We start from the raw sequence: 14632 nt of genomic DNA on the forward strand, positions 1-14632 counted from the left end.
TGAGTGTATTACAAACGGATACGGAAGTCGCGGGCCCTCGACGATGCGGCTTCGTCGAGGGCCCGCCGCGGCGAGCTGTCGGGGCCTGGTCGTGTCCCTAGTCGAGGTCGAACTCTCCGTTGTGTACGCCGCCGAGGAATGCGCGCCATTCGTCACGGTTGAAGACGAGGGTGCCGCCCTCGGGGTCCTTGGTGTCGCGGCCGCCGACCGCGGTGTCGGTGATCGCCACCTCCAGGCACTGTCCGCTACCCCCGCTGATGCTGCTCTTGCGCCATAAGGCATGGGACAGATCAAGCGCTTCGTTCACTCCCGCACTCCCTTCACGTGCTCTCTCCGTAGACGGAAGCGATGCCCTGGCCGCCGAACGGGATGACCGACAGGCGAGGGAGGTCATCACACCGCTGTTGGAGGACCTCCGCCTCCTCTTCGGCCCCGACCATCCCGAAACTCAGGAAGTCCAGGAGATGCTCCGCCATCTCGACGAAGACTGAGGGGCGATGGTGGTGAAGTCAATCGCGCCTGCCGCCCCGCCGTTCCTTCCCTCTCGCCGCGCTTCATGTTCAGTCGGAGAAGTCGACGGTGACACAGACGCTGCTTGCCGGTTCCTCACTCAAGGTCGGTCTCGTGCATGTGCGCATCGAAGGGGCGCCATACGGATCCGCGCCAGCGTGCGAACCTGCTCACGGAGACCACTCCGACGGCCAGGACCGCGAAGAGGAGGTGGATGACGAGGAGGGAGATCGCAACCGCTCCCCATCCGCCGGGTTCGTCGGGGGAGAGGAAGAAGTAGGGCACCCAGCCGTCGCTCGATTCAGCGCCGTAGGTGAGCACGCACAGCGTCCACAGCAGCGGATGGGTGAGCCAGACGAACACGGCCGACCACCGCACCGGCTCGGTGGGCGGCATTATCACCCACCACAGCACCATCAGAGCGGGCCCGGCCTGATGCAGGAGGAAGTCGGAGTAGGTGAAGGGGGCGCCCGGCTCGGTCAGGAGGATCGACGCGACGAGCCCGCTGATCGCCATGTCGACGGTGGCGAGCCCCCGCAGGTACTCGCTGCCCCGCGTGGGACGGCGGCCGCGGAGCAACGCCGTGCCCACCATCGTCAGTGCGATCACGGCCAGCAGGTTCGACTGCGTCGTGAAGTACAGCAGCAATCGCCCGTGCCCGAGCGTCGGGTTGGCGTCATCCCAAGCGAGCCAGATGTCGACGTTCGCGAACATCAGGCAGGCGAAGACGACGAGCACCACACCCAGCGCCAGGCGAGGAACTCCAGATCGAGTCCGTTGCCGGGGGGCGGCGGGGCGGGCGAGGGGAACGGTCATGAAGGTCCTCCGGTCGGATGGGGCCGGTCGGGCCGGCCTGACCCTGATGTTCGCCGTGGACCTGTGAAAACAGCTATCCGGAGTTCCCCTTAATCTCGGCCTCAGAGCCGCCACCTGCCGCGATCCAGGCCCGGGCGGCGAGCCAGCGCCGGTTCCGGCCGGGCTCGGGCTCCAGACCCAGCTTCTGGTAGATGCGTCGTAGATGGGCCTCCACGGTCCGCTCGGACAGGAACAGGACCCGGGCGATCTCCGCGTCGCGGGCACCGTCCGCGACGAGTGCGAGCACCTCGCGTTCACGCGCGGACAGGTCGGGAAGGCGCCGCGCAGGGTCCGGGGAGTCCCTCTCCTCGAGGCGTGCGGTCAGCGCCCAGGCGACGCGCCAAGTCAGCAGCACGACCCCGACGGTGAGGGCGACGACGGTGACCGCGGACATGAACGACCCGGCCGGCGCCAGCAGGCCCGCGACCAGGGTCGCACCGATGACGACCGCCACCACGGCGTACGCGCTGACCGCCGCTGCCAGGATCCGACCTGCGGAGTTGAGTGTCAGGTTCCTGATGGTGACCGCCACGCCGGCCACACAGCCGAAGCCGAGCATTACCAGGTAGGCGATGCTCCCCGCGGTGGGGGAGACCTGCCCGGGCTCCCGCGCGACCGCCAGCCCGACGCAGACGATGAACACCAGCGGGGCGATGGATGCGCATACGGTCGCACAGACCGCTCGAACGCGGTCCTCTCCGCTGGAACGTACCGCGTCGCGGACGCACACGACGCATGCGGCGATGGACGCAAGGAGCACCAGCGCAGCGCCGATGTCCACCGGAAGCGCGCGGACCCACGCCTGCGGCGCGGCCGGCGGGACGCCGACGAACGGATCCTGCGGCTCGGAGAGCAAGGCTTGGAGCACCATCGCCACCGCGATGACGGCTACGTAGACAGAGATGATCGAGCGCCTCAGCGGAAGCATACGCAGCGCGATCACCTGCAATCCAGCAGGCGGAGCGATCCACCAGGCGCCCCACAGCGACACCGACAGCGGCGTCACAGACCATCCCCGCCGGTGTGCGGTCACAGCGACCGCCGCCAGCACCAGGTACGCCAGCAGCACCGCCGACTCGGCACGTAGCAGCGCCGGCGACGGGCGCCGGCCGTCTTCACCCCCAGGCCTGCGCATGGCAAGAACAGCGATCACCGTCGCCGATCCGGCGACCGCGATCATGCCCACAGGGTTGGTCAGGTAGGAGACGACACCTGATTCCCGCGCCCACTCCAGGGCGAGCGCGGCTCCGAGGCCGAGGAACATGATCAGAGCGACGAACGCCGCGGCGGCGGTGCGCGCACGGGCCGGCCCGGTGACAGGCCCCCAGCGGAACGCGCGCTTCATGTCGACTCCGCTCTCATTCAGGAAACCACGTCTTTGCGGCGGAAGCGGCGGAAGGCGAGGGCGATCAGGATCACCGAGTACGTCACGGAGACCGCCACGCCCTTGATCATTCCGCTGTAGTCGGGCTGCGGGGCGAGCGCGTCGAGCCAGGCGGCGTTCCAGAACGTGGGCAGGAACTCACGCACCGAGCCGAGTGCCTCCACCGCCTGGAGGATGCTGCTCACGATCACCAGGCCCACCGCCCCGCCGACCGCGCCGAGCGGCGAATCGGTGCCGACCGAGAGCAGGAAGGCCAGTGACGCGACCACGAGCTGGCTGACCAGGGCATATCCGATGACGACGGCGAACTTCGGCAGCACATCGGCGGCCGGGATCAGCTCTCCCGTGCCGGGCACCCGGATGTCGTGCCAGCCGAAGGCCAGCGTGCCGGCCAGCAGCGCCATCAGCGGGAGCGCGGTCACGGCCGCCGCGGAGTAGCCCAGCGCCACGATCAGCTTCTGCCGCAGCAGCCTGCTCCGGGGCACCGGCGCGGCCAGCAGGTAGCGCAGCGACGACCAGCTCGCCTCGCTCGCCACCGTGTCGCCGCAGAACAACGCCACGGCGACGACCAGCAGGAAGCTCGCCGACACCGACAGCGCGAAGGCCGCGAAGTTGAGCCCGCCCTGGGTGGCGAGGTCCGACAGTCGCAGCGAGCCCTGGTCGCCGCGCTGCGGACCGAACTGGAACGCCACGACGAGGAGCCACGGCAGCGCCAGCAGCAGGCCGAACATCACGAGCGTCCGGCGTCGTTTGAACTGGCGCAGGATCTCCACCCGCAGCGGCAGCGTCCGCCCGGGCGCGTAGCCGGACGCCTGCCCGAGGTCCTGGGACTCCTGCGTCAACGGGCTCAACGGCTCTCTCCGATCAGGTCGAGGAACACGTCCTCCAGCCGCGGGCCGGAGCCGTTGGCCGCCTTGGCCGCGCCGAGCAGGTCGCCCACCGGCCCGGCGGAGACCAGCCGGCCGCGGTGCATGACCACCACGTGGCTGCAGGTCTGTTCGACCTCCGCCAGCAGGTGGCTGGAGACGATGACGGTGCGCCCGTGCTCGGCGTACGCCTTGAGCACCTTGCGCATCTCGGCGATCTGCGGCGGGTCGAGGCCGTTGGCCGGCTCGTCCAGCACCAGCAGGTCCGGCAGGCCGAGCATGGCCTGGGCGATGGCCAGCCGCTGCCGCATGCCCTGGGAGTAGGTGCGGACGGCGCGGTCGAGGGCCGCGCCGAGCCCGGCGATCTCCAGCGCCTCCTCCAGATGGGCGTCCCGCGCCGGCCGACCGGTGGCCCGCCAGTAGAGCTCGAGGTTGGCCCGGCCGGTCAGGTGCGGCAGGAAGCCGGGTCCCTCCACGAACGAGCCCAGCCGCGACAGCACGGGGGCGCCGGGCACCACCCGGTCGCCGAAGATCCTGATCTCACCCTCGTCGGGCAGGATCAGGCCCATCAGCATCCGCATCGTGGTGGTCTTGCCCGCGCCGTTGGGCCCGAGCAGGCCGAGCACCTGGCCCTTGTCCACCCGGAACGACAGGCCGTCCACGGCCTTCTCACCGCCCCGGTAGCGCTTGCCCAGGCCGCTGATCACGAGCGGCACCTCGGCGAGGTCCGTCCGGCGGTCGTCACGGGCCCGGGCCCGTGTCCCGGCCCGGCCGGCGAGCAGCAGCGCGGCGGCGACCGCGACCGCGGCGAGCGGCAGCGCCCATACCCACCAGGCCGGGCCGGTGCGCGGGGTGGTCAGCGCCGCGTCCCGGGGCAGCGTCAGGTCCGGCGAGTCCAGGCCGATGCGGTAGACGGCGGGGGCGGCCGGCGTCGCGTACGCCAGGTCGGTGGTCGAGACGACCACCCGCAGCCGGTGCCCGGCGTCGAACCGCCGGTCGATGGCCGGCAGCGTGACCGTGACCGGGGTCCCGGCCTCGGTGGCGGTGACCCGCAGCGGCGCGACGAGGCCGGACGGGAGGACGGCCTGCGCCCCATCGGAGGAGTCGTAGAGCTTGGCGAACAGCGTCGCCTCGCCCTCGCCGTACACCCGGATCCGGACCGTCGGGCCGCCGGTGACCTGGAGCGGCGCGGTCAGCGGCGCTGACTCGAAGGTCGCGGCCTGGCCCGGCATGTCCAGCGCGACCGAGGCGCTGCCGCCCAAGCCGCCGAGCAGGCCGCCGAAGCCGGGCACGGATGAGATGGCGGGGGGAGCTCCGCCGGGCGGGTTGGCGACCGGCTGGTCGGGGCCCGCGATCGTGACCGTGGCCGGGTCGGTGCCGGACAGGCCGGGGTAGCGGTCCGCCACTGTGTGCACCAGCACGCGCTGCCGCGTCCCCGGGTCGCGTCCCCCGTCTCTGGAGACGATGAAGGCTCCGGCTTCGGCGGCGTCGCCCGGCTCCCCGTCTGCCTTCAGCCAGCGGTCGAACCAGCCGGCCGTACGGTCGAAGACCCAGTCGGGCTCGCCGTCGCCGCCGTCGTGCCCGCCGCTCAGCCAGGCCACCTCCACCGGGGCGCCGGTGGCGGCGATGGCCCGCGCGTTGGCGTCGGCGTGGGAGAGCGGGAACAGCGAGTCGCGCTGTCCCTGGATCAGCAGTGTGGGGACCTTGATCTTCCCCGGCACCGAGATCGGGCTGGAGCGGCGCAGGAGGTCGACCGCGGCCTGCGTGGCCCGCCCGGTCTCGGCCACCTCCTGGTACATGTCGCAGATCTCCGGGAGGAAGCGCCCGCACCGCACCTGCTCGGCCGTCGGCACGCGCGCTCCGCCGCCCGCACCCGGGTCGGCGTCGGCGATTTCCGGGAGGCCCCGACCCGAGGCGAAGGCGCCGCCGCCGGAGCCGAAGAAGATGCCGGCCCACATCTTCTTGAACACGCCGTTCAGCGGTCCCTGTCCGGTGGCGTCGGGGAACAGCGCGTCGGCCAGGTCGTGCCAGGTGATCTGCGGGACGATCGCGTCGATCCTGCCGTCGTAGGCGGCAGCCATCAGCGCGATGGCCCCGCCGTACGAGCCGCCCGCGATGCCCACGCGCGGGTCGCCGGTGGCGTCGAGGCGCACCTCGGGCCGTTTCGCGAGCCAGTCGACGAGTTGGCGGACGTCCTTGACCTCGTAGTCGGGCGAGTTGAGCGCGATCTCTCCGGTCGAGCGGCCGAACCCGCGGGCCGACCAGGTCAGCACCGCGTAGCCCCGCTCAGCCAGCCGGGCGGCCGACGATCGCATGTCCTCCTTGCTTCCGCCGAACCCGTGGGCGAGCAGCACCGCCGGGGCCGCACCACCCGAGGCCGGTGGGAAGAAGGCGGCGTCGAGGGTCACCCGCTGGTCGCCGGCCGGCCCGTCCATGACGGGGATCGCGACGTCCTGGCCCCTGACGGGCGGTGGGGACGGCCACAGCACCCAGGCCAGCACGCCGGCCCCCAGGAGAACGAGCGCGACCGCCGCCGCCAGGGGCCGTCGCCCGTCCGGAAGTCTCATGCGGCGATGCTACTGGCCCGGACAGACAGTGCTTCCGACGCCGGCGCGTGCCGAATCGTGATGATGCATCGGGGAAGTCCCTGATTGCGTGGCCAGTCACGGGACCGGCATCATTTCGGGCGTGGCAACAGGAACGATGTTCAGGCTACTCACCGCACCCGTCCGCAGGTGGGGGTACGCCGTTCGCGCGTTGGTGCTCCGCGTTCTCGCGTGGGCGCTTCCCTACTGGACCCGTGGGGAGGCGGGCCGGGAGACGCCGGCCGATCTGTTCCGGGTCCTCTACCTCGGCTGGCTGGCGGCGTTCCTGCTGAAGGTCCTCGGATCGAGCTGGGACGTGTCGTGGCACTTCAAGTGGCTGCGCGACGACCTGGCTCCGCCGCACCTGCTCAACACCGTGGGCACGGTCATCGCGGTCGGCCTGGCGCTGGTGCACTGGTATACCGGCTACGGCGTGGACCGGACGGCGTCCCGCCTGATCGTGTGGGGCACCGGGATCTTCCTCATCGCGATCCCGCTCGACCTGATCAACCACCGGGTGAACGGGCTCGACATCACCGCATGGAGCCCCTCGCACGCGCTGCTCTACATCGGGACCGCGCTGATGCTCGCCGGGGCGATCCGGGGATGGTTCGTCGGCGCCGGGCCGCACACCGGGGTCTCGGCGCGGCGGCGCACGCTCGTGCTGGGCGGCCTGTTCGCGTTCTTCCTGGAGAACGTCCACTTCGCGCAGCAGCAGCAGGAGTACGGTGTGCTGGAGATCGCCTCATGGGACCGGGGCGCCCCGTACGCCGAGCCCAGCCTGCTCGAGTTCGCCGCCCAGCAGATGGGCCGGGCGGTGGACCGTACGATGGTCGTCAAGTTCTCCCTGCCGATCCCCGAGTGGGTTTACCCGGTCTACGCCGTGGTGGTGGGCATGGCCGCCGTGGTCTTCGCCCGTCTCATGGTCGGGCGGCGCTGGACGGGTACGACCGTGGCGGCCGTGTACGTCGGGTACCGCTGCGTGATCTGGCCGCTGCTCGTCGGGGGCGACTTCCCGGCGTCGGCCGTGCCGTTCTTCCTGGTGCTGGGCGGGCTCTGCGTCGATCTGGCGTTCTTGGTGCGGGTGCCGTACCTGCGACCGGTGCTCGGCGCCGTGCTCGTGACCGGCGGGGTGTACGGCGGTCTCGCCGTACAGGCCCGCGTGCAGACGCCGCCGTACGCCGTCGAGTCGTGGCCGGTCGCCCTCGCCGGGCTGGCGGTCGCCTGGCTGGCGATCGAATGGTTCGCCGGCAGGCACCGCCTAACAGCTCCTGAGCCGGGCGCGATGCCGCTCGAGACGCAGGCCGCCCCGCAGTCGGAGGCCCCGCAGTCGGAGGTGGTCGCACCGGCCGCCGGAGCCTGAGCTTCCGAACCCTCCGAACCCTCCGAATCCCGCAGGCCCACGAAGCCTGAGCCCCGCAGCCGGCCCGGTCCCGCGATCAGGACCGCGCCGGCTGCAGCTCTTCGTCCGGCTGAGGGCTCGGCCGTAGGTCCGTGAGCGGCAGGCGGAGCACGAAGCGAGCTCCCTGCGGCGAGTCCTCGACCGCGAGAGAACCATGGTGGGCCCTGGCGGCCTCGCGGCAGATCGCCAGACCGAGCCCGCTGCCCCCCGGATCGCGGCGCAGTCCGTCCGTCAGCCGGACGAAGGGTTCGAAGACCCGCTCGCGGTCCTCCGACGCGATGCCGTCGCCGTCGTCCTGGACGATCAGCACGGCCTGGTCGCCGGAACGTTCGACGGTGACATCGACGCGGGAGTGCGCGTGCCGCTGAGCGTTGGCCAGCAGGTTGCTCAGGACGCCCAGCAGATGCAGCCGGATGCCGAGCACGGTCAGCCGTTCGGAGGCGGCGTGTAGCAGGACCGGCTTGCCGTGAGGGGGCCGCGTGCCGAGCTCCGCCCGCACCATCGCGGTGAGGTCGACGGGTTCGGGAGCCGACGTGCCGGTCCGCTTGACCCGGGTGTAGGCCAGCAGTTCGTCGATGATCCGCTGAAAGCGCTCCGTCGAACGCAGAGCCCCACGGAGGGCCTCGTGCGGATCCACATCGTCGGGGTAGAGGAGCGCCTCCTCGACCTGGGCACGCAGGGCGGCGGCGGGGGACCGGAGCTCGTGGGAGACCATGGAGGCGAAGCGCCGCTGATCGGACACGAGCTTGTCCAACTGGTCGAGAAACCGGTTGCTCGCGCGGGCGAGCCTGGCGATCTCGTCGTCGCCGGGCGGCTCGGGCAGTCGCAGGCTCACGTCCCTCACCGTGGCCTCGGAGATCTTCTCCCGTATCGCCGCCACCGGCCGCAGCGTCCGCCCCACCACCAGCCAGATGATCCAGGCCGAGAAGGCGGAGGTGAGCAGGACCAGGGCGGCGGTCGCGGCTTCCAGGCGGATCCCGGCCAGGACGCCGGGCTCTTCCGCCCCCGAGTAGACGTAGTGGGGCTCGCCGCTCCAGAGCAGGGAGGCCGCCTGCGGAGTGGGCCGCATGGCCGTGAGAAGGACGCACCCGCCCTGGGAGGAGCACGTTTTCAGGTACTGAATCCGGTCGTGGACGGGTGGCCGGATCGTGCTCAGCGGCGGCCTGTCCGCCGCCGCTGCGCTGGCCGCCACCACTCGCCCTCGGGAATCGACGAGCTGGAGGAGCCGGGCTCGATCGGCCGGACCATCGGCCCGCGGCGTCCCGTCGAGCCGCATCGACGACATCCAGTCCATGGCGGCCTGCTGCGTCGTGTTGAAGACGTGCGACTCGACGGTCTTGCGGATCACGAAGTCGGAACCGGCGCCGATCACCGCGAGAATGATCAAAGAGACCAATCCCGCGGTAAGCGTGAAGCGACCCCTGATGGAGCGCGGGCGCGGCAGGCGCACCCCCCTGACCTTCAAGGTAGATCCCCCGTGTCCAATAAAAGAGCTAAGTGCATTAAATATTACTTAACGGCACCCCATGACCGGGCTCTATGGAAATTTTGGGCTAGATCTATATTGAAACCTGGGAGAGGTATTACGTTCTCTTTATCCGAGGTTTTCCGAGTGATGGGAATTAGGTGTAGATAGTGGCTGATGTGCGCAGCGGTGCCGTGGATGCTCCTGGTTTTTCAGGGAGCACCCGGACATGCCGATCCATCAGATCACGGGGGTTCTGGTGATGACGACGGCGACGCCGTACGCGAGGCCCATGATGGCCAGCTCGAACACGGCCCAGACCGCGAACGCGGTGCGCGACCGGCGCTCGATCGCCGGCATGAGACGCCATCGAATGTTGGCCCCGAGCAGCGCGATGATTCCGCTGAGGACGGTCTTGGCCACGATCAGCCAGCCGTACCGGGTGGTCAGCAGCGACCCGGGGAAGCTCTCGCCGGGCGTGAGCAGCAGCACCACCACCCCGTTGAAGATCCCGGACAGGCTGACGATGATGAGCGCGTAGGTGGCGAGCCGGGAGAAGCGCGGCAGCGTGGCCGCGAGGAGGTCACGCCGGCGGACCAGCAGCACGGCGAGCGCGACCAGTCCACCCGTCCAGGCCGAGGCCCCGATGACGTGCAGTTCCATGGCGACCATGCTGAGGTCGTGCCAGTACCAGTTCGAGGCGTGGCCGGTGACCGGGAGCGGCAGCAGCCCGAACCCGGCGACCAGCACCCGTAGCTCGGCCGGGACCTTCTCGCCGAACCGCACGGCGAGCATGCCCACGGCGGCACTGAGCAGGGCGAAGGACGTGCTGATGATCAGGCCTCGGCCGGACGGGATGCGGGCGACATAGGTCGCGATGTCGGGCACCTGTCCGGGGGTCAACTCGGCCGCGCTCAACACGGTCGACACCAGCGCGGCGGCGCCCCAGACGAGCGAGGCGAGCACGGCCCAGTGACGGGCGCGCGCGGCCACCGGTTCGGTCCGCTCGGGGTCGTCGAAGCCGAGCAGCTTGGGCAGGAGACTGAGGCCGAGGGCCGCCGTCGCGGCCAGGTCGAGCACCAGCCGGGTGATCGGCAGGCCGTAGTCGACTGCCAGGCTCGGCATGGGGATGCCCGGGGCGCGTCCCGGCAATGTCAGCCACGTGGCGATCACCGCGGCGAGCAGGCCGGCCGTGATCAGTCCGGCGATCGGGAACCGCGGCCGGTCGGCAGGCGACGTGCGCTCCGACGTGCGCTCCGACGGCGTGGGGTCCGGCGGCGTGCGCCGTACCTTGGTCGAGGTCATGCCGCGCTCCGCTGCCGACGGTCATGCCGTACCAGCACGTAGGCGCACATTGCGAGCAGCGTGGCGGTCATGGTCAGCAGGACCCACACCCAGCCCCCTCCGCCGGACTTCGACACGGGAACTCCCGGCGGGGCAGCGCCGGGCGGGGGCGTGCCGGGCGGGGACGCTGTCACCGGCGGCCCGGCCGGAGCCGTCGCCGCGGTGCCGTCGCCCGTCACGGTGCCGTCGCCCGTTACGGTGAAGTCGATGGTGCCGGTGATGGGATGCCCGTCGTTCGACACGATGCGGTAGCCGATGGAGTAGGCGCCCGCCGGTGCCGGGGACCGGACGCCGATGAAGACGGTGGTGCCGTTCACGGCCACCTCGCCCTGCTCGTAGCGGGCGCCGTCGGGGCCGGTGACGGCCACCCTGGCGAAGTCGGGGCGTACGGGCTGATCGAAGGTGAGCGTCACCCGGGCGGGCATGGCCGCGAGTGTCGCACCGTCCTTGGGATCGCTGCCGGTCAGCACGTTGTGCGCTCGCGCGGGCGCCGTGAGCAGCAGCAGGGCCGCGCACACGGCCAGCGGGACCACCAGCGCGCGTAGAGCCGCCCGCCTCATCTCCAACACCTGCTTTGCCTCCAATTGGCGGGGTCTTGCCACGCAATGGTCCCACTGATCACGGCTGATCGGTCCCCCTGCGCCTGAAGTGCAAGATCACGCAATGGCTTCGCCCAGGTCGATGCGGAAGCGTGCGAGAAACTGCAAGATCACGGATGGCGTCTGCCCATGTCACGGGGGCTTGGTGCGAGAAACTGCAAGATCACGCGGGGGAGGGAGAGGGGAGGGGGGAGGGGGGAGGGGGTGGATATGGGGGCGCCCGGCGGTCCCTGGCTGGGACCGCCGGGCGGCGGTTGGGCTCCGGACCGCGAGAGTGTCACCGGTCTCGCGCGGTCCGGAGGTTTGTGGGCCGGGCGGCTGGGGGGTCTTACGCACCGCCCGACCACGTCTCAGATCGCGACCTCGGGGCCGGGGCCTCGGGTCACAACTTCTTCCACAGCGCCGCCACGTTCGGCGGCTCCCACCCGGTGAGTGCCGTGTGCGACTGGAGGCACTGGTAGTTCGAGCCGCCGTAGCTCACCTTGGCCCCCGCGGTGTAGCTCGTGCCGGCCTTCCAGGCGGGGTTGCCGCCGCCGGGCGAGCTCGGGCTCGGCGAGGGGCTGGGCGACGGGCTCGCGCTCGGGCTGGGCGACGGGCTCGGGCTGGGTGAGGGGCTGGGCGACGGGCTCGCGCTCGGGCTGGGCGACGGGCTCGGGCTGGCGCTCGGTGAGGGGCTGGGGGAGGGGTTGTCGTTCCCGCAGGTGCCCATGTCCTCCCAGACTCCCGCCGTGCCCGGGGTCTCGCCCTGGGTCCACCACTTGGCCCGCCAGGTGTGGCCGTTGTGGGAGACCTGGTTGCCGCCGTTGTAGACGGTCGTGGCGGACCAGGGGGCGGCCGCGCAGGGGGTCCCGGACGGCGACGGGGACGGTCCTCCCGGCGAGCTCGACGGGGACGGCGACGGCGAGGCGACGGTGCCGCCGCGGGCGAGGTCCTGGAGGATGCCGTAGGAGTTGCCGCCGAAGGTGACCGTCCAGTTCGACGGGGTCGAGGTCGGCAGCTGGTACACGAAGGCGAGGTCAACCGAGCCGCCCGGCGCGAGCGTCTGCCAGCTCGGGAGCTTGAACGACACCCGGTTGTAGTCGCCCTTGAGACCGCCGACGTTGTTGGGCGCGTTGTGGTCCTTGCGGATCACCGTCATCCCGAAACCGGACTGGTCGGAGGCGGTGCCCGGAGCCGAGCTCGCGTAGTCGAACTGGAACTCCGTGCCGCCCGGCAGGGTCATCGACGACTTGTTGGTGATGTGGATCTTCGGGTTGATCGGGTAGTTGTTGTCGCCGAGCGCGAAGTCCCGGAACTCGACCGAGAGGTCCAGCTTCTGGGCCGGGATCGCGGTGGTCGCCCGCACGTTCGTGTATGGCGTGGCCGTCTTGAACTTGTCGTACATGAGCGTGGTCAGCGTCGTGCCGGGCTCGTACTGTCCCTTGGCGGCGTCCCAGCCGTAGTCGCCGGCGAGCTCCCAGATCATGGTGCCGCCGAGGCCCTTGGCGATCACGTAGTCGGCCTTGGCGCCGACCGACTGCTCGTCCTCGGTGGACAGGAACACCCTCTTGGTGGAGTTCCACAGCCAGGGGGCGGTGAGCGTCGAGCTGTAGTTGCGGGTGTAGGTGCCGGTCAGGGTGGCGTCCCCGAGGCCGTAGGAGGCCAGGTAGTCGCCGAGGATGCCCTTCTCCAGGTTCTTGGCGTGCCACATCGGGTTGGAGCCGGCGGGGGACTCCTTGCCGTTGTCGTCGAGGTCGTGCCAGAGGTTGTCGATGCCGACCGCGCCGTCACCGCAGCTGGTCAGGCCGGAACCGGCCGGGCAGGTGGTGCCGGGGGCCGTGCCCCACAGGCCGTTGGTGCCGCCGTTGACGTTCTTGAACCCGCGTGTGTAGTACGGCAGGCCGATGTTGATCCGGCCCGGCTGCATCGCCCCGCGGAAGTAGTGGTAGGCCCAGTCGGTGTTGAGGTAGCCGATGCCGCCGTACTGCCCGGCCCCGTAGACCCCGCCGGCGGCGAGCTCGCCGTCCTTGCCGTCGTCGTACAGGGAGGCGTTGGGGCCGACGTACTGGTTCCAGGCGCCGTGCAGGTCGTACGACATGATGTTGAGGTAGTCGAGGTACTGCGTGACCTGGTAGGTCTCCATGCCGCGCAGCAGCCAGCCGGAGGCGGGCGCGGCGACGGTGAGCATGTAGTACTTGCCGTCGGCGGCGGAGGCGCGGTCCAGCTTCTCGCGCAGCGTCTTCATCAGCGCGACGTAGCCCTTCATGAGGGTGCCGCGCTTGCCGTTGGCGATCGGCCAGTCGAGGGGGTTGCCCGCGTCCTTGTTCGACGTCGCGTACTCGTAGTCGATGTCGACGCCGTTGAAGCCGTACGTCCGAAGGAATGACACGACGGAGTCGGCGAACGTGTCGATGCTCGCCTGGTTCGCGGTCATCGTGTAGAAACCGCCGCTGGCCTGCCGCTTGCCGGAGTCGTCGAAGTAGCCGCCGGTCTCCGCCCAGCCGCCGACGCTGACCAGCGTCTTGGTGTTCGGGTACTGCTTCTTGAACTTGCTGAGCAGGTTGAAGTGGCCCTTGTAGGAGTAGGCCGGGTCCATCTCGGCCCCGGCCACGCCCGGCCAGGTCATGCCGATTGCCGCGTTCTCCGGGCGGTTCGAGCCCACGGAGATCTTGTTGTCCGATCCCACGTGGGCGAACGCGTAGTTGATGTGGGTGACCTTGCCCCAGGGGATGTCGCTCGCCAGGTAACGGGTCTGCCCGTTGCCGCCGTCGCGCCAGCCGGTGAAGTATCCGATGATGCGGCGCGCGTGGTCCGCGCCCATCTTCTCCCGCCCCTCCCCGTCGTAGGTGAGGCAGTACGGAACGTCCACATCGGGGGTCCGGTAGAGGCCGTCGGGGCGGCAACTCTCGTTGTCGACCGCCGCGACCGCGCCGGTCGCGCCGCCGACCGCGGCGAAGCCGGCCGCCACTCCCGTGAGGAGGGCGAGTAAGGCCGCTCCCGACGCCGCGCGCAGGCGCACGGCATTGCCCTTCAGCACAGGGCCACCTCCATAGGCGAAGTGCCAAGTCGTACGAACACCCCGGCCGCCAGGGGCTTGACCCGGAAACTAATCCCGCTGGAGCAGGGCAGTCAATGGGTTCTATTAATAAAGTTTCCTGTTAATTGCTTCTTAAGCTTCGCCTGACCCTGCTCTCAGAATAATCGACGGAGAGTAAAGTGAGCGTGACAGAAGGTGATCCGATGTGGGAGTATGGGTCCCTGGGTATGGTCACCAGTATGAAGACGACGGTCGACATCGCAGACGTCCTGCTCCAGGAGGCGCGTGAGATGGCTCGGCATGAGGGCACCACATTGAAGGCGCTGATCGAAGAAGGGCTCCGGTCTGTACTGTCACTCAGGTCCGGGCGTGCTTCTTTCAAGCTGACGGACGCGTCCGTGGACGGCGAGGGCCTTCAGCCGGGCATGGGCCTCGCATCGTGGGAGGAGATCCGCGCGCTCGCTTACGGGGACCGTCTGTGATCGCTGTCGACACCAACATCCTGGTATACGCTCACCGCCGCGACAGTCCGTTTCATGACAGGGCGGCCTCTCGGGTTCGGGGGCTCGCCGAAGGGCGGTCCCCCTGGGCGATCCCCTGGCCCTG

General features: G+C 70.2%; 12 protein-coding genes. 2 read left to right on the forward strand and 10 right to left on the reverse strand.

Going from position 1 to position 14632, the window contains the following annotated elements:
• Positions 1 to 97 precede the first annotated feature (97 nt).
• The 6 genes from ACFHYQ_RS10225 to ACFHYQ_RS10250 form a co-directional block, all read right to left on the reverse strand.
• Positions 98 to 307, reverse strand: a complete 210-nt coding sequence (locus tag ACFHYQ_RS10225) for a DUF397 domain-containing protein (RefSeq protein ID WP_394300872.1) — start codon at positions 305 to 307, stop codon at positions 98 to 100.
• 13 nt (positions 308 to 320) lie between these two features.
• Positions 321 to 476 carry a hypothetical protein gene (locus tag ACFHYQ_RS10230; RefSeq protein WP_394300873.1) on the reverse strand — a complete coding sequence of 52 codons (156 nt, stop codon included), beginning with the start codon at positions 474 to 476 and terminating at the stop codon, positions 321 to 323.
• 130 nt (positions 477 to 606) lie between these two features.
• Positions 607 to 1326 carry a Pr6Pr family membrane protein gene (locus ACFHYQ_RS10235; protein WP_394300874.1) on the reverse strand — a complete coding sequence of 240 codons (720 nt, stop codon included), beginning with the start codon at positions 1324 to 1326 and terminating at the stop codon, positions 607 to 609.
• A gap of 73 nt (positions 1327 to 1399) precedes the next feature.
• The gene (locus ACFHYQ_RS10240) at positions 1400 to 2710 is read right to left on the reverse strand and encodes a helix-turn-helix transcriptional regulator (RefSeq protein WP_394300875.1); all 1311 of its coding nucleotides are present in this window, start codon (positions 2708 to 2710) and stop codon (positions 1400 to 1402) included.
• Between the two features lie 17 nt (positions 2711 to 2727).
• A complete protein-coding gene (locus ACFHYQ_RS10245) occupies positions 2728 to 3600 on the reverse strand; it encodes an ABC transporter permease (protein WP_394300876.1) in 873 nt (290 codons plus the stop codon).
• Positions 3597 to 6182 carry an alpha/beta fold hydrolase gene (locus ACFHYQ_RS10250; RefSeq protein ID WP_394300877.1) on the reverse strand — a complete coding sequence of 862 codons (2586 nt, stop codon included), beginning with the start codon at positions 6180 to 6182 and terminating at the stop codon, positions 3597 to 3599. The genes ACFHYQ_RS10245 and ACFHYQ_RS10250 overlap by 4 nt, the downstream gene beginning before the upstream one ends.
• Before the next feature lie 121 nt (positions 6183 to 6303).
• Between ACFHYQ_RS10250 and ACFHYQ_RS10255 the strand changes: the two genes are divergently transcribed.
• Entirely contained in the window at positions 6304 to 7563 is a 1260-nt protein-coding gene (locus ACFHYQ_RS10255) for a hypothetical protein (RefSeq protein ID WP_394300878.1), read from the forward strand.
• Between the two features lie 76 nt (positions 7564 to 7639).
• Here the strand turns inward: ACFHYQ_RS10255 and ACFHYQ_RS10260 are convergent, their stop codons facing one another.
• From ACFHYQ_RS10260 to ACFHYQ_RS10275, 4 genes are all read right to left on the reverse strand, one after another.
• A complete protein-coding gene (locus tag ACFHYQ_RS10260) occupies positions 7640 to 8989 on the reverse strand; it encodes a sensor histidine kinase (RefSeq protein WP_394300879.1) in 1350 nt (449 codons plus the stop codon).
• A 318-nt stretch (positions 8990 to 9307) separates the two neighbouring features.
• A complete protein-coding gene (locus tag ACFHYQ_RS10265) occupies positions 9308 to 10372 on the reverse strand; it encodes a CopD family protein (protein WP_394300880.1) in 1065 nt (354 codons plus the stop codon).
• Positions 10369 to 10971 (reverse strand): copper resistance CopC family protein, encoded by a 603-nt coding sequence (locus tag ACFHYQ_RS10270; protein WP_394300898.1) that lies wholly within the window; start codon positions 10969 to 10971, stop codon positions 10369 to 10371. Before ACFHYQ_RS10270 ends, ACFHYQ_RS10265 begins: the two co-directional genes overlap by 4 nt.
• Positions 10972 to 11392: 421 nt before the next feature.
• The gene (locus ACFHYQ_RS10275; RefSeq protein WP_394300881.1) at positions 11393 to 14026 is read right to left on the reverse strand and encodes a chitinase C-terminal domain-containing protein; all 2634 of its coding nucleotides are present in this window, start codon (positions 14024 to 14026) and stop codon (positions 11393 to 11395) included.
• Between the two features lie 239 nt (positions 14027 to 14265).
• On the opposite strand from ACFHYQ_RS10275, the gene ACFHYQ_RS10280 reads away from it, so the two are divergent.
• Complete coding sequence (locus ACFHYQ_RS10280) at positions 14266 to 14508, forward strand: type II toxin-antitoxin system VapB family antitoxin (RefSeq protein ID WP_394300882.1); 243 nt, start codon at positions 14266 to 14268, stop codon at positions 14506 to 14508.
• Positions 14509 to 14632: the final 124 nt, after the last annotated feature.

The sequence above is a fragment of the Sphaerimonospora cavernae genome, from assembly GCF_042435035.1.
Classification (GTDB): Bacteria; Actinomycetota; Actinomycetes; order Streptosporangiales; family Streptosporangiaceae; genus Sphaerimonospora; species Sphaerimonospora cavernae.

Bases quoted from the DNA above. Each gene is read 5' to 3' on its own strand.
- ACFHYQ_RS10230 (WP_394300873.1), bottom strand. From the start codon at position 476: ATGGCGGAGCATCTCCTGGACTTCCTGAGTTTCGGGATGGTCGGGGCC.
- ACFHYQ_RS10280 (WP_394300882.1), top strand. From the start codon at position 14,266: ATGAAGACGACGGTCGACATCGCAGACGTCCTGCTCCAGGAGGCGCGT.
- ACFHYQ_RS10250 (WP_394300877.1), bottom strand. From the start codon at position 6,182: ATGAGACTTCCGGACGGGCGACGGCCCCTGGCGGCGGCGGTCGCGCTC.
- ACFHYQ_RS10240 (WP_394300875.1), bottom strand. From the start codon at position 2,710: ATGAAGCGCGCGTTCCGCTGGGGGCCTGTCACCGGGCCGGCCCGTGCG.
- ACFHYQ_RS10235 (WP_394300874.1), bottom strand. From the start codon at position 1,326: ATGACCGTTCCCCTCGCCCGCCCCGCCGCCCCCCGGCAACGGACTCGA.
- ACFHYQ_RS10270 (WP_394300898.1), bottom strand. From the start codon at position 10,971: ATGAGGCGGGCGGCTCTACGCGCGCTGGTGGTCCCGCTGGCCGTGTGC.
- ACFHYQ_RS10265 (WP_394300880.1), bottom strand. From the start codon at position 10,372: ATGACCTCGACCAAGGTACGGCGCACGCCGCCGGACCCCACGCCGTCG.